The sequence below is a fragment of the Roseateles sp. P5_E4 genome (genome assembly GCF_054049255.1).
On the sequence record NZ_JBFUMS010000011.1, the window covers coordinates 63244 to 77911 of the forward strand.

Annotated in this window: 10 protein-coding genes; 4 read left to right on the forward strand and 6 right to left on the reverse strand. The window is 69.4% G+C overall.

Features of this window, described 5'->3' with window-relative positions:
• The first annotated feature begins 58 nt into the window (after positions 1 to 58).
• Positions 59 to 649 (forward strand): ECF-type sigma factor, encoded by a 591-nt coding sequence (locus ACXJLH_RS20945; RefSeq protein ID WP_457326558.1) that lies wholly within the window; start codon positions 59 to 61, stop codon positions 647 to 649.
• Positions 646 to 3417: a protein kinase domain-containing protein gene (locus ACXJLH_RS20950; protein WP_457445986.1), complete on the forward strand. Its 2772-nt coding sequence runs from the start codon at positions 646 to 648 to the stop codon at positions 3415 to 3417. The genes ACXJLH_RS20945 and ACXJLH_RS20950 overlap by 4 nt, the downstream gene beginning before the upstream one ends.
• Positions 3418 to 3434: 17 nt before the next feature.
• Here the strand turns inward: ACXJLH_RS20950 and ACXJLH_RS20955 are convergent, their stop codons facing one another.
• The 6 genes from ACXJLH_RS20955 to ACXJLH_RS20980 all read right to left on the reverse strand — a co-directional run bounded on the left by ACXJLH_RS20955 (position 3435) and on the right by ACXJLH_RS20980 (position 10969).
• Positions 3435 to 4385: a PEP-CTERM sorting domain-containing protein gene (locus ACXJLH_RS20955; RefSeq protein ID WP_162247838.1), complete on the reverse strand. Its 951-nt coding sequence runs from the start codon at positions 4383 to 4385 to the stop codon at positions 3435 to 3437.
• Positions 4386 to 4676: 291 nt separating this feature from the next.
• Complete coding sequence (gene acs, locus ACXJLH_RS20960; protein ID WP_457445987.1) at positions 4677 to 6638, reverse strand: acetate--CoA ligase; 1962 nt, start codon at positions 6636 to 6638, stop codon at positions 4677 to 4679.
• Between the two features lie 93 nt (positions 6639 to 6731).
• Entirely contained in the window at positions 6732 to 7358 is a 627-nt protein-coding gene (locus ACXJLH_RS20965; RefSeq protein ID WP_162247837.1) for a PEP-CTERM sorting domain-containing protein, read from the reverse strand.
• Positions 7359 to 7459: 101 nt separating this feature from the next.
• Positions 7460 to 9481 carry an amidohydrolase family protein gene (locus ACXJLH_RS20970; RefSeq protein ID WP_457445988.1) on the reverse strand — a complete coding sequence of 674 codons (2022 nt, stop codon included), beginning with the start codon at positions 9479 to 9481 and terminating at the stop codon, positions 7460 to 7462.
• Entirely contained in the window at positions 9478 to 10287 is an 810-nt protein-coding gene (locus tag ACXJLH_RS20975) for a hypothetical protein (RefSeq protein WP_457445989.1), read from the reverse strand. Before ACXJLH_RS20975 ends, ACXJLH_RS20970 begins: the two co-directional genes overlap by 4 nt.
• Before the next feature lie 91 nt (positions 10288 to 10378).
• Positions 10379 to 10969 carry an ECF-type sigma factor gene (locus ACXJLH_RS20980; RefSeq protein WP_162247835.1) on the reverse strand — a complete coding sequence of 197 codons (591 nt, stop codon included), beginning with the start codon at positions 10967 to 10969 and terminating at the stop codon, positions 10379 to 10381.
• A gap of 85 nt (positions 10970 to 11054) precedes the next feature.
• Here ACXJLH_RS20980 and ACXJLH_RS20985 point away from each other — a divergent pair, with 85 nt between their 5' ends.
• Together ACXJLH_RS20985 and ACXJLH_RS20990 are read left to right on the forward strand one after the other, a co-directional pair.
• The gene (locus ACXJLH_RS20985; protein WP_457445990.1) at positions 11055 to 13940 is read left to right on the forward strand and encodes a protein kinase domain-containing protein; all 2886 of its coding nucleotides are present in this window, start codon (positions 11055 to 11057) and stop codon (positions 13938 to 13940) included.
• A 49-nt stretch (positions 13941 to 13989) separates the two neighbouring features.
• Positions 13990 to 14574, forward strand: a complete 585-nt coding sequence (locus ACXJLH_RS20990) for a TIGR00645 family protein (RefSeq protein ID WP_457325536.1) — start codon at positions 13990 to 13992, stop codon at positions 14572 to 14574.
• Positions 14575 to 14668 lie beyond the last annotated feature (94 nt).

A 14668-nucleotide genomic window follows, 5' to 3' on the forward strand; every position in this document is an offset into this window, starting at 1 on the left:
GCCCTCGCGGCCACAGCCCGCCGATGCGAAACTTGCGCGATGCAAGTCGCATTGGCACATGGCTGAGGTCACTGAACTGCTGCGCGGTGTGGCGGCGGGCGAGCCCGGCGCCGCCGACCAGCTCTACAGCCTGCTCTACCCTGAGCTGAGCCGGCTTGCCCGGCGCCATTTGCACGCAGTGGGCCCCGTCACCCTGGACCCGCCCGCGCTCATCCACGAGCTGTGGCTGCGCACACGCGGCATGGTGGTGCCGGCCTATCGCGCGCAGTTTTTCGCCCTAGCCAGCCGCGTCATGCGAAGCGTGGTGGTGGATCAGTTGCGCCGCCGCCATGCCGACAAGCGCGGTGGCGGGGTGGCCGAGGTGACGCTGAACACGTCGGCCCTGCTGGAGTTCGCCGCGACACCCGAGGGCGAGCCGGTGACCTCGCCATCGTCGCAGGCTGCGCAAGGCATGGACCCGATTCGCCTCGACGAGGCCTTGAACGCACTCGCGGCCATCGACGAGCGCGCCCACCGGGTGGTCGAGATGCGCTTCTACGGCGGCATGACCCAGGACGAGATTGCCGATTTGCTGGGCGTCTCAGTCCCGACCGTCAAGCGCGACTGGCGCCGGGCGCGCGCCTTCCTGTTCGAGCAACTCAGGGGATGAACACCGAACGCGCCAGCATCGGGCCCTGGCGCGACGCCATGGCCTTGTTCGACGCCTGGCTCGACGCCGATGCCAGCGAACGGGCCGAGCTGTTGGCGCAGGCCCAGGCCGACACGGTGCAGCACCAAAAACTGCTCGCGCTGATTGCTGCCGACGCGTCTGCCGAGATGCAGCAGTTCATGCCCGAGGTCAAGCCGCCGGCGGTGCAGGCCCATGCCGGGCAGCGCCTCGGTCCCTGGAAGCTGCTGGAGCCGATTGGCAGCGGCGGCATGGGCGAGGTCTGGCTGGCCGAACGCAGTGACGGGCTCTACGACGCCCATGCAGCGATCAAGCTGTTGCATGCCCGCGCCACCACGCCCGCGCAACGCGCCCGCTTCGCCCGGGAGGGCGAGCTGCTCGCGAGGCTTGGGCATCCGCACATCGCGCGCCTGTTGGATGCCGGTGTGCAGCCGGACGGCGCACGCTATCTGGTGCTGGAATACGTGGCCGGCGCTCAGATTGATGACTGGTGTGACGTCCGTCGCGTCGGTCTGGCACAGCGGCTCGCGCTCTTCCTGCAGGTCTGCGAGGCCGTGGCGTACGCGCATGCCCACCTGGTGGTGCACCGCGACCTCAAGCCCGCCAACCTGCTGGTGAGCGAGGACGGCCAGGTCAAGCTGCTCGACTTCGGCGTCGCCAAGCTGCTGGCCGACGACACGGGTCCCGACAGCGACCTCACCCGGGCCGCCGCCGCGGGCCTGACACCCGCCTACGCCGCACCCGAGCAACTCACCGGCGGCGCCATCAGCACGGCCACCGACGTCTATGCCCTGGGTGTGCTGCTGTTCCAGTTGCTCAGCGGCCAGCGCCCCTATGCCGGCACCGACAGCACGCCGGCGCAGTGGGTGCGCGACATCGTCGAGGCCGAGCCCCTGTCGCTTTCCCGGGCTCAGCCCAGCGTGCAGGCCGCTGCGGCGCGGGGCACTTCAGCAGCCCAGCTGGCCCGGGCCCTGCGCAGCGATCTGGCCTTCATCACGGCGCGCGCCCTGCGCAAGCAACCCGGCGCGCGCTACCCCTCGGTGCAGGCCCTGGCCGAGGATGTGCAACGCTACCTGCGCCACGAACCGGTCAGCGCCCGGGCCGGGGATTGGCGCTACCGGGCCGCACGCTTCGTGCGCCGCAACCGACTCGCCGTGGCCGGCAGCGTGCTGCTGGCGTCGGCGCTGGCGGCCGGCGTCGGCGCCACACTCTGGCAGGCCGACAGGGCCCGGCGTCAGGCCGTGCTGGCGCAAACCGAGGCCGCCAAGGCCACGGCCATCAAGGACTTCCTCCTCAAGTCCTTCAACACGGCGCAGATCGGCCAGCGAACCCAGGCCAACGGTGCCGCGACCACCGTGCTGCAGCTGATCGAAAGCGGTGGCGCCGAACTGCTCAAGGACGACCTCAAGATCGACCCGGAGGCACGCCTGGAACTGCTGACCGCGCTCGGGGAACTGCAGCGCATCAACGGCCTGCATGCGCAGGCCGAGCCCCTGCAGCTCAAAGCGCTCGAACTGGCCAAGCAGCATTTCGGCGCGACCAGTGAGAAGTACGTCTACGCCCTGGTCGAGCGCGCCACCAACCTGCCCAAGCTGGGGCGGCGCGCTGAATCCAACCAGCTCTACGACGACGCCATTGCCCTGATGGAGAGGGTCGGCCAGCAACACACCGAGAGCTACCCCTTTGCGCTGTGGATGCGCGGCGTGAACGCCTATCGCACCGACCAGTACGAACTTGCATTGAGCCTGTTTGAGCGCGCCGAACTCGCCTGCCGTCAACACCGGCCCCACGACGCCACCCACGCCTTCGCCCTGCAGTGGCAGGCCAACGTGCACTCGATGCGCGACCAGTTCGATGCGGCGCAGGCCGCCCTGACAAAGGCGCTTGCGCTCACGCCCAGTGCCGAGCACCCGGAGCAGGCCGAGGCGCTGCTGCAGCTCTACCTGGGCGACCTGCAAACCCGCCGGGGCGAGATGGAACAAGCGCTGGCAGCCTACGACCGGGCGCTCTCCCTCATGCAGCGCACCGACAGCGGCCGCAACCCGGACCGCGTGGTCGTGCTCGTCAATGCCGCGCGGGCGCGCCATGAGCTGGGCCAGCCCGAAGCGGCCAGGGCGGAGCTGCGCGAGGCGCTGGCGCTGGCGCAGCACCACCCGACGGGTGAGCCCGGCCGAACCCTGAGCGATCGCGTCCTGTCGGCCCAGGTGGCACTCGATCTGGCCGATGGCAACGCGGCTGCCGCCCTGGTCGCCGCACGCCAATTGGCCGCACGCTGGCCGGCCGACGCCACGGGTTCGAGCTACGCCGCCAACCGGATGCTCCTGGCCGAGGCCGAGCGGCAAGCCGGGCAGCCCGCGCTGGCGCGCCAGGCGGCCGAGCGCGCCGCAGCGATCTACGAGGCTGCGGGCAGCGACACCCTGCTGGCGAGGCAGGCCCGGTTGGTGCTGGCCGAAGTCCTGGCACGGCAAGGCGATGCCGCAGCATCGGAACAGTTCCGCAGGGTGCTTGAAACCGCCCGTGCAGACTCCGCGACAGCGCCGCGTTCCAGGCAGTTGCAGAAGGCCCGCGCCCTGGCCGGCCTGGCCCGCCTGAGCCTGTCGACCCGCCCGCAGGAAGCCGCACGCCTGGCTCGCGAGGGCAGCGCTCTGCTGCCCGCTCCAGTCACCCTGCGAGAACGCCAGGTCCTGTCACAGTTGCAGGAGACCGAAGCCAAGGGCGTCAAGCAGGGGTCCGCAGTGCCCGGGGCCTGACCGCACGGTTTGCGGCGCTATCGGCAGTCCCTGCGCAGACGGCGCAAGCAGAGCAACCCGAGTCCAGCCGCGAGAAGCAGGGCGCTCCCCGGCTCGGGCACGGGCAGCGCCGTTGTCCAGTCCAGCCCGCTGGCCGCGCTGAGCGTGTAGCCATCGGTGACCAAACTGCCGCCCACCAGCAGGCCGGTCACGCCCTGCACCAGCACGCTGCTGGAGAAATCAAGCTGGCTGTTCGAGTTGCCCGACACCGCGCTGAAGCTGCGCTGACCCGACTCGGCGCGGGCGTAGATGCCCAGGTCGAAGGCCGTGCCCACCACCACCGGCACGCTGAAGGTCCAGTGCCCGTCGACCACGCGCGAGGTGGCGGGCGAACTGGCCACACCCCAGGCCACGCGCTGGCGGTCGGTGGCGAAGAGATCGGAGTTGCCCCGGCTGTAGCCCGGGTTGGACGAGGACAACTCAAAGGTGTTCATGTAACCGGTCACCTGGATCTGGCTGCGCCCGGCAAAGCCCGCGGCGGCCAGGGTGCCGTCGATGGACATGTCGACCAGCATGTAGACCGTCTGCCCCGTATGCCCGGCCCATTGCAGGGTCAGCTTATCCTCGAAGCCGCCGTTGGACCCCGCCACGGCAAAGAAGGCGTTGTTGGGCGAGTTGTTGTCTGAACGCATGTGGATGTGGCCGATGCCCACCGAACCCCAGGTCGAGTTGCTGATGTTGCCGCTGCTGTAGCTGTCGCTCGTGGTGGCGCTGCTGTTGCCGGTGAAGTAGGCCACCGTGCAGTGGCCGGACGCGAAGCCGCCGGTGAAGTCGGTACCTGCCGTTCTCGGCGCGCCGGGACTCGACGGCGCAGCGCAGGAACTCATGAAGCCACCGGGGCCGGTGACGTCTTGGTGCCTCGGGGCGGCTTGCACACTGCTGGCCAGGCCGGCCAGTGCCAAGCACAGGAAATAGCGGGGTGAAGACATGGCTTGAAGCTCCGGGTCGGGGTTGATGGGCGTCTGCACACGTTCAACCGCACTAAGCCCGCAGAAGGGATCACCACCCCCTAGAACTTGGGGCCTGAGGCGAGTCCTTAGTGAGGCGTCGGGCAAGACGCAGGTCATGCCCTCGGCACACCTCGGTCAGCCTGACCCAAGTGCTCAAGGATTGCGGGATTTTGGTGCTCGCTCACATCGCAAGCGATATGGGCAAGCCCCAAACCCAGCCCATCGGCTGCGCCGACCGCGCTTCGCGCGGCCTAGAGCAACCGGTCCAGTCTAGTAAGCCTGGCCCAGTTGCTCCAGGATGGCTGGGTTTTCCAATGTCGACGTGTCCTGCGTTACCGACTCCCCCTTGGCCACCGACCTCAACAAGCGCCGCATGATCTTGCCCGAGCGCGTCTTGGGCAGGTTGTCGCCGAAGCGGATGTCCTTGGGCTTGGCGATGGGGCCGATCTCCTTGGCCACGTGGTCGCGCAGCTGCTTGGCAATCGCCTTGGCCTCGTCGCCGCTCGGGCGCGGGCGCTTCAGCACGACGAAGGCGCAGATGGCCTCGCCGGTCGTGTCGTCCGGGCGGCCCACCACCGCCGCCTCGGCCACCAGTTCGGTGCAGCTGACAAGCGCCGACTCGATCTCCATCGTGCCCATGCGGTGGCCGGACACGTTGAGCACGTCGTCGATGCGGCCGGTGATGGTGAAGTAGCCCGTTTCGGCGTCGCGGATGGCGCCGTCACCGGCCAGGTAGTAGCCCTTGAGCTCGGCCGGGTAGTAGCTCTTCTTGAAGCGCTCCGGGTCACCCCAGATCGTGCGGATCATGCTCGGCCAGGGCTTCTTGACGACCAGGATGCCACCCTGGCCATTGGGCACGTCGTTGCCGGTCTCGTCGACGATGGCCGCCGTGATGCCCGGGAAGGGCAGCGTGCAGGAGCCCGGCACCAGCGTCGTGACGCCAGGCAGCGGCGTGATCATGTGGCCGCCGGTCTCGGTCTGCCAGAAGGTGTCGACGATGGGGCAGCGCTTGCCGCCCACATGCTCGTAGTACCACTCCCAGGCCGCCGGGTTGATGGGCTCACCCACCGAGCCCAGCAGGCGCAGGCTGCTCAGGTCGGAGCGCGCCGGGTGAACGGCGGGGTTGCTCTCGGCCGCCTTGATCAGCGAGCGGATGGCCGTGGGCGCCGTGTAGAAGATCGTGACCTTGTGCTTCTCGATCATCTGCCAGAAGCGACCGGCGTCCGGGTAGGTAGGCACGCCCTCGAAGACGATCTCGGTGCCGCCCAGGGCCAGCGGGCCGTAGGTGATGTAGGTGTGGCCGGTGACCCAGCCGATGTCGGCCGTGCACCAGAAGACGTCGTCATCCTTCAGGTCGAAGGTCCACTTCGTCGTCAGCGCGGCATGCAGCAGATAGCCGCCCGTGCTGTGCTGCACGCCCTTGGGCTTGCCGGTGGAGCCCGACGTGTACAGCAGGAAGAGCGGATGCTCGGCCTCGACCCACTCCGGCGCGCAGCTGGTCGACTCGGCCGACATCAGGTCGTGCAGCCACACATCGCGGCCGTCGACCCAGGCGATCTTGCCGCCGGTGCGCTTGTAGACGATGACGTCCTTCAGCGTCGGGCAGACGCCGCCATCCAGCGCTTCGTCGACGATGGCCTTGAGCGGCAGCGCCTTGCCGCCGCGCGCCTGCTCGTCGGCGCAGATGATGGCCACGGCGCCGGCGTCCTGCACGCGGTCGCGCAGGGATTGGGCCGAGAAGCCGCCGAACACGACCGAATGCGTCGCGCCGATGCGCGCGCAGGCCTGCATGGCCACCACGCCCTCGACGGACATCGGCATGTAGATGACGACACGGTCGCCCTTCTGGATGCCGCGCCCCTTGAGCGCGTTGGCGAGCTGGCTGACCTTGGCCAGCAGCTCGGCGTAGGTGACGCGAGTGACCGTGCCGTCATCGGCCTCGAATATCAATGCCGTCTTCTCCCCCTTGCCGGCCTCGACATGGCGGTCCAGACAGTTGTAGGAGACGTTGAGCTTGCCGTCCTCGAACCATTTGAAGAAGGGCGCGTCGCTGTCATTGAGCGTCTTGGTGAACGGCGTCTGCCAGCTCAGCAGCTCGCGGGCCTGGCGGGCCCAGAAGCCGGCGTAATCGGCCTCGGCTTCGGCCACCAGCGCGGCATAGCCCGCTTCGCCCTTCACATGGGCGTTGGCGACCCATTCCGGGCTGGGGGCGTAGGTGTTGAGCGTACTCATCGTGTGTCTCCTCGTTCTGGCTGCTTGGCGCGCACTGTGCGAGGAGTCACTGACGATGCCCTTACTCTCGGCTCTGCGCCCCGCGGCGCAAGCTTAGCGCGGCTCGGCGCGGGGCCGGCGTTTCAGCCCCATCAGCAGGCCCAGGCCGGCCAGCAGCAGGCCCGCGCTCGCCGGCTCGGGTACCGGGGCGTTGATGAATTGCAGGTTGTCGATCAGCAGCGCGTGATCCGTGGTGTTGGTGTGAATCCTCAACTCGTCAAAGACGATGTCGCGAAAGCCATAGATATTGGTCGAGCCCGTCAGCGATGAGGGCGCGGCGGCAGATTCGACCCAGCCACCATGGAAGTAGGCGTCAAAAGTCGAGACGCCGTTGTCCGCCGTCACCATCGCGAAGGCTGCGGCTGAAACGGGCTTGACGAAATGGATCGCGAAGCCGGTCGAGGCACCCACATTCGACCGGAAGTTGCTCACACGGTTGCCGCTGAAATGCACAAACGCCGGATTCATGTCGGCGTTGGCGAAAGCGGAATCGAACTTCAGGCCGAGGTTGACGAACTGATCGGACACGACCTCGCTCGCCCGCAGCGCAACCGATTCGAAGTCGACGGTGAGGTCTGGCGTGGTCAGCCCGGTGTCTGCATTGAAGAATTCGGCCCGGGCGGGGCCGCTCAGCAGGGCCAGCGCGGCGAGCAGGGCAGGCGGCACAAGTCGCAATTTCATTTGGATCATCAGGAGCTCCCAGCAGGTTGAGGTGGCGGCGCGAGTGCTCCGCCTTCTTCAGGACGGGCCGCGCCGGCAGATCCGGACACGCCCCCCCTAGTTCAAGGCCGCGGCCGCACCAACATGCCCGGTGCGGCCACGAAAGGCTTGAAGCCCATGGCTTCATAAAGCTCGGCCGGCGCATAGGCCACGCGGCCCTGAATGACGAGGCTGGCACGGCGCAGCGCCTCGATGTCCTGGGACGGGTCGCCCTCGACGAGCAGCAGGTCGGCTGCATAGCCACGCGCGATGCGGCCACGCTCGGCGCTGGCGCCCGCCACCCGCGCACCGTTCCAGGTCGCGATGCGCAGCACCTCGGGCGCCGGAATGCCCGCCTTCACGTACAGCGCCAGCTCGCGGTGCAGACCCAGGCCGGCCGTGCCGTCGGTGCCCGCCACCAGCGGCACGCCGGCGCGGTGCATGTCGCGCGTCAACGCCAGCAGCTTGGCGTAGGAACGGCGGTAGGTGTCGAGCTTGTCGCCCGCCAGGTCCATCGGCGCCACGCGCAGCTGGCGCTGCCACAGCACGGGCAGATGCCCAGCCACGTCGCCCAGCACCGGGTCGAGCTCGCCCTGGGCCTGGGTGAACATGGCCTCGAAGGTCATCAGCGTCGGGTCGACGACGACCTGGCGCTCACGCAGCAGCGCGATGAAACGCCGCACCTTCGGGCTGGCGAGGTCCACGGCCTGGGCGTCGCTGCCCACGCGCTGAAAGCGCAGCAAGGTGCGGCTGTCGTCCCCCGGGCGGCTGACGAAGTTCAGCATGACCTGGTTGATGTGGGTCAGTTCCTCGTAGCCGGCGCGCACCGCCTGCTCGGCGAGCATGAAGGCCGGCACATGGCCGTTGACGTGCAGGCCCAGGCTGCGGGCCTTGGTCGTCAACGGCTTGACCCATTCGGGCTTGATCGAGTTGTAGAGCTTGATGCCGACAAAGCCATGGCAGGCATACCAGCTCACCGCATCCAGTGCCTCGTCCAGCGTCTCGGCGACGATGCCATTGCGCGCCGAGAAAGGGCTCTTGCCCTCGATGAAGCCGGCGGCGTAGACGTTCGGGCCGATGACCTCGCCGCGCTCGATGCGGTCGCGCAGGCGCAGCAACTCCTGGTTGTCGTTGCCGGGGTCGCGGATGCTGGTCACACCGCCGGCCAGATGCGCCAGGCCGTCCTCGCTCCACAGATGGGCGTGCATGTCCCACAGGCCCGGCAGCAGCGTCTGGCCGCGGCCGTCGATGGCGCGCTCGGGCAGCACGCGCAGCGCGCCGGGCTCGGTCACGGCGTCGATGCGGCCCTGTGAGATCCACACATCGCTGGGGCCCCGCATGCGCGCCGCCGGGGCGTCGAACCAGCGCACATTGCGGATCAGCGTGACGCCTTCGAACGGTTTGGCCAGGCGCTGGCGCAGCGCGCCGAGGCGCTCGTTGGCGGCCTGCTGCTGGCGGGCCAGCAAAGCGGGCACCAGCGCCTCGGCGCCCTTCTCTGCCACCGCGAAGCCTGGCCAGGTGATCGCGAACAGCGCGTGGCTGGCGTCGTCGCGCACCCAGTAGTACCAGGGCTGGGCATCCGCGCCGGTGACGGCCACCAGGGCCAGAGGCCCCGTCGCGGCATCGGGCGTCAGGCGGGCCAGGATCTCGGCGCGGATCTTCAGCCCGCCCAGCGTGGCGGCACGGCCGTCGGGCTGGGCCAGCAGCATGCGCACCAGGGCGCCGTAGTAGCCCGGCGAGGCCTCCAGCGGGATGAAGACGAAGTCATCACCCGCCGGCACATCGCCACTGTCGGCCCGCGAACGCCAGCGCGCGTGGGCCTCGACGACATCGAAATCCTCGGCAATCTCGGCGCCCATGGTGCTGCGCCCCCGGCCGCGATAGTCGCGCGGCGCGCCGTTGGTGGCGAGGCGAAAGCTCTCCTTGATGTCCGGGCCGCGGCCGTTGTCGCGGTAGCTGTAGTCGGTCTCGATGCGGCCATCGGGCTGGGTTTCGACACGCAGATGGCCGGCCACATGCTCCTGCGACAGCACCGTGTACTCGGCGCCCCGCGCACTGCCGAGCGCGAGCCAAAGCAGCAGCCCGATCACACGCGGCGCGTTCATGACCGCGCTCCCGACCTGCCGCGCCGCAACGCCAGCAGGCCCAGGCCTGCCGCCAACAGCACCGGCACCTGGGGTTCGGGCACGCTAGACACAATGGCCCGCAGCTCGACGCTCTGCGGCAGGTAAAACTCCAAAGATTGCAGGCTGGCCGCAGCCCGTTGCCCGGGCATGCAGGCCAGGCTCAGACAGTCGGGGTCCGAAGACGCCACGAGGTGGTAGCTGCCGATCAGCGTCTGCGTCACCGAAAGATCCCAGTGCCCCGCAGCCTGTGGTGCCGTGGCCCAGACGGGCGGCGTCAGGCCAACCGAACTGTCCAGGCTCCCCAGCGCCACCGGGCTCACCTCGGCGCTGTAGTGTTCGGTGCCAGAGGCCGTCACGTCCCACCGGTTGAGGCCCCGGGCGGTGGCCAGTTGCGCGTCGGGCGGCGCGACGAAGCGGCTGACAGTGCGCACGCTCATCTGGTCGGGTTGGGGAGTGAGAACCAGCTCCCATTTCGCATCCAGCGTCAGATGCCAGGGCTGGAAGTCGAAATGCAGGTCCAGGGTCCCGAGCCCGGCGTTGGGCTGGGACGGATTCCAGCCCAGCAGGATCGCCCCGACGCCCTGGAAGAACCACTGCCCGTTTTCAAAACTCACCACGGGCGCTCCGCCCATCAGCCCCGTCAAGGTACCTCCCGGGTCCTGGCTCTGCCAACTCGCCCGCACGCCTGGCAGGGCCTGGGCCTGGGCCATGCAGGCCAAGGCGGCGCCTTGCAGCGCGCAGGCGGCAAGCACGGTTCGAGCAACTCGAAGGGGATGGCGGGACATGGCGCGTTCCAAGAGCGTGAGCGGCTTGCTCACCTGCTTTCAGACGCAGCCTTGCAGCGAATCCGGACAAGACCGCCGCCGCCCGGCCCGCTCACTGGCCCAGCAGCACTCCCAGCAGCAGCCGCGCCTTGTCCCAGTCACGGCGCACCGTGCGGTCGGTGAGCTGCAGCGCCTCGGCGATCTCGAGGTCGTTGTAGCCGCCGAAATAGCGCATCTCCACCACCTTGGCCAGGCGCGGCTCGGCCGCGGCCAGGGCCTCCAGGGCCTCGTGCACCTTCAGCACCTCGTCTTCGCCGGCCGGCGTGCTGTCGGCGATGTGGGTGTCCAGCGTCAGGTGAGCCAGACCACTGCCACGGCGCTGGGCCTGGCGCTCGCGCACCGCGTCGATGATGACGGAGCGCATCACCTGTGAGGCATAGGCGAAGAAGGCGCGCCGGCTGTCCGGCCGCAGCCGGCCGCTGCCCAGAAAGCGCAGATAGCTCTCATGCACCAGCACTGTGGTGTCGAGCACGGTGTTGCGCCCGCCGTCGCGCAGGCGGGAGCGGGCCAACTTGCGCAGTTCGTCGTAAGCGGCAGCGAAGAGCCGGTCCTGGGCGCCGGCGCTACCGGCATTGACCTGTTCGATCAGGGTTTCGATGGCATCGTCTGGCACGGGCGCATGGTGCCAGCGCACTGCCGCCACGGACATCATCCTTACTGGGGATGTCCGCCCTGGCGATGCGCTTGCGTCTGACCTAGTGTGCGAACCCAATGAAAAGAGCCCAACGATGCTGACCCCGGCGGACATGAGCCGGCTGAGCCGACTGCTCGACCAGGCCCAGGCGCTGGCGCCCGAAAGCCATGAAGCCTGGCTGGCAGCCCTGCCGCCGGACGCCGCACACCTCGTGGCGGCGCTGCGCGACATGCTGGCGAACCCGCCCGGCGAGCTGACACTGCCGCGCCTGGGCGCCTGGGAGGGCGAGGACCCCGCCGCCGTACACGCCGGCGACCGCATCGGCCCCTACCGGCTGCTGGAAGAGATCGGCCGCGGCGGCATGGGCAGTGTGTGGCGGGCCGAGCGGGCGGACGGCAGCTACCGGCGCGAGGTGGCGCTCAAGCTGCCACGGCTGACCTGGGGCGAGGGGCTGGCACGACTGATGGCCCAGGAGCGGGACATCGGCGCGATGCTGGAGCACCCCAACATCGCCCGCCTCTACGACGCCGGCATCGACATGCGCGGCTGGCCGTATCTCGCGCTGGAACTGGTGGCCGGCCAACCCATCGACGCCTGGTGTCGCGAGCAGGCCTTGAGCGTGAACGCGCGCCTGACGCTGCTGTTGCAGGTCATGCGCGCCGTCGGCTATGCCCACGGGCGGTTGGTCGTGCACCGCGACATCAAGCCTTCCAACGTGCTGGTGACGCCCGACGGCCAGGCCCATTTGCTGGACTTCGGCATCGCCAAGTTGCTGTCCGAGGCTGCCGTTGGCGCCGGCCTCACGCTGGCGTCGGAGCGCCATCTGACGCCCCACTACGCCTCGCCGGAGCAGTTGCGCGACGCGCCGGTCACCGTGTCCACCGACGTCTACAGCCTGGGCGTGCTGGCCTTCGAACTGTTGACCGGCCACACGCCGTATCGCCTTGCTCGCGACAGCCGCGCTGCCTGGGAAGCAGCGGTACTTGTCGATGAGCCCGAGCGCGCCAGCATCCGCTGCACTGACACCGCGACGGCCCGCGCGCTGCGCGGTGACATCGACGCCATCCTGGCCAAGGCGCTGCGGCGCGACCCGGCCGAGCGCTATGCCAGCGTCGACGCCTTCGCCCAGGACGTGGAGCGCCACCTGCGCGGCGAGGCGGTGCTGGCCCAGCCCGACAGCACTTGGCACCGCCTCGGCCGCACGCTGCGCCGCCACAGGCTTGCCTTCGGCACGTCGGCGGTCGTCATCGCCGCGCTGGCGCTGGGCGGCGGCATTGCGCTGCGCCAGGCCCAGCGCGCCGAGCTGGCGGCACAGCGCCAGCGCGTCATGACCAGTTTCACCGCGGCCTTGCTGCGAGCCGACCAGGCTGCCTTCTTTGCCCGCACGGATTCGCGCCGCCCCACGCCCGAGCTGACGCTGGCCGACAGCGCCGCGCTGGTCCAGCAGCGCTTCCCGGAAGAGCCCGAACTGCAGGCCGACTTGCTGGGCGCGATCGCACGCCTCTTCCTGGAGATGGACCGTCCCGACCTGGCCGCCGATCATGCGCAGCGCCAGGTCGAAGCCCTGCAACGCGCGGACGCCGGCCGGCAGGCGCTGGCGGCGGCACGGCTGCTGGCCGCGGAGGCCTGGCTGGCGGCCAGCCGCTGGGCCGAGGCCGATGCTGCCGCGCAAGAGGCGCTGAAGCTGGCAGGCGGTGATCCCTTGCTGCGCGCCGAGGCGCTGGCCTCGATGGCGCAGGCTGCCTGGTCCGCCGGCCGTGCAAAGGCGGCGCAGGCCGCGCTGCAGGAGGTTGAGCCCATGCTGCCGGCACAGCCCGCCAGCTCGACGGCGCCGGCTCGCACGCAGGTGCTGCGCGCCGAGATGGCGGAGCGGGCAGACCAGCCCACCGAGGCCGACGCCCATCTGGAGCGCAGCGTCGCGCTGGCGCTCAGCGCGCACGGGGACGCATCGCCGCTCGTGCATCGGCTGCGATCTCTCGCCGCGCAGAGTCTGATCGAACATGGGCGCGCACAGGCCGCGGCGCCGTTCATCGACGCCGTCGTGCGCAACCTGAATGCACGCGGCGGCCAGGCGGTCATCGAGGCCCGCGTCATCCAGACCGAATTTGCGCTGGCCCGCTACCAGGCGGGCCTGGCCCGCCATGCGGATGCCCAGCAGGCCGCCGACTCGGCCACGGCCCTGATCGAAGTCCAGCCGGAGCCACCGCAAGCCCTGCAACTGCGCCTGAACCTGGCGCGCAGCCGCCTGGCCTACATCCACGGCGATATCCAGTCGGCGTGGACCTTTCTGCATTCCAGCTTTCCGGCATCCTCGGAAGGCCGGCCGCCCCGGTACTGGCAGCGCCTGCAATGGACCGCATCCGACATCTTTGCCGCCGCCGTGGGCGCCATATTCACCCAAGGCCACGAGGTGGGCGACTACTGGCAGAAGCTCATCCGCGATGGGCAGATGCGGCCGCTGGACCAGCCCGGTGACCTGGCGCGCTTCGCGCTGTGGCTGACGGCAGCGGGGGATGCTCAGGAAGGCCTGCTCAAGCTGGAGGCCGCGTCGCCTACACCGGCCTCGCGCGCCATGTTGGCCTGGGTCAAAGCCCAGATCCTGCTCGACCTGGGTCGACCGGCCGAAGCCGCGGCCGCCGTGCAGGGCCTGTCGCCCGGGTCCACGCCTGACCTGCCACCCGAGCGCTTCGCCAGCGAGGCCGTCGCTGCCCAGCTGGACTGCATCCAGGGCCGCGCCGGGGCCGGGCGCGACAAGCTCGTCGCCCAGGCTGAGGCCCTCCTGCGTGACCGCAACCCGAACTCACCCCGGCCCGCCTGGTTGCGCGCCCAGGCGGGCCTGTGCGCCCTGGCCGCAGGCGACCGCCCTGGTGCGCTCGCTCTGGCAGCCCAGGCGCGCCAGGCCTTCAAGGCTCAGCCCGATGTGGCGGCGTATTCCAAACTGCCGCTGCAAAAGCTCGACATCGCACTGCAGCGCCGCTGACACGGCCTGTCCCTAGAATCCGCGCGTTCTTCGCCGACCCCGGACTTCCATGACAGCCCCGCTGCGCCCCCTGCCCCGCCTGATCTTCGCCAGCCGCTGGCTGCAACTGCCCCTCTACCTGGGCCTGATCCTGGCGCAGGCCGTCTACGTCTTCCAGTTCTGGACCGAGCTGGTGCACCTGATCGAGGCGGCGTTCGGCGACCAGCATGCGCTTGAAATCCTGGTCAAGAGCATTGGCTACAAGGGCGAGGCGATTCCCGGCAAGCTCAACGAGACGATCCTGATGCTGGTCGTGCTGGGGCTGATCGACGTGGTGATGATCTCCAACCTGCTGATCATGGTCATCGTCGGCGGCTACGAGACCTTCGTGTCGCGCATGGACCTCGACGGCCACCCCGACCAGCCCGAGTGGCTGAGCCACGTGAATGCCTCGGTGCTGAAGGTCAAGCTGGCCACGGCCATCATCGGCATCAGCTCCATCCACCTGCTGAAGACCTTCATCAACGCCGACAACTACGCCGAGAAGACGCTGATGTACCAGACCATCATCCACGTCGCCTTCCTGCTGTCGGCCATGGCCATCGCCTTCACGGACCGGCTGTTGCCGCAGCCGCCCCACGGCGAGAAGCACTGATCGTTCGCAGCGGCTAGAAATTCGGGCCGAGCGCCGGGCCGCTCCCAAGCCGGCACGTCTGGCGATGTGCTCGCGGCTTGATGCCGCGAGCATC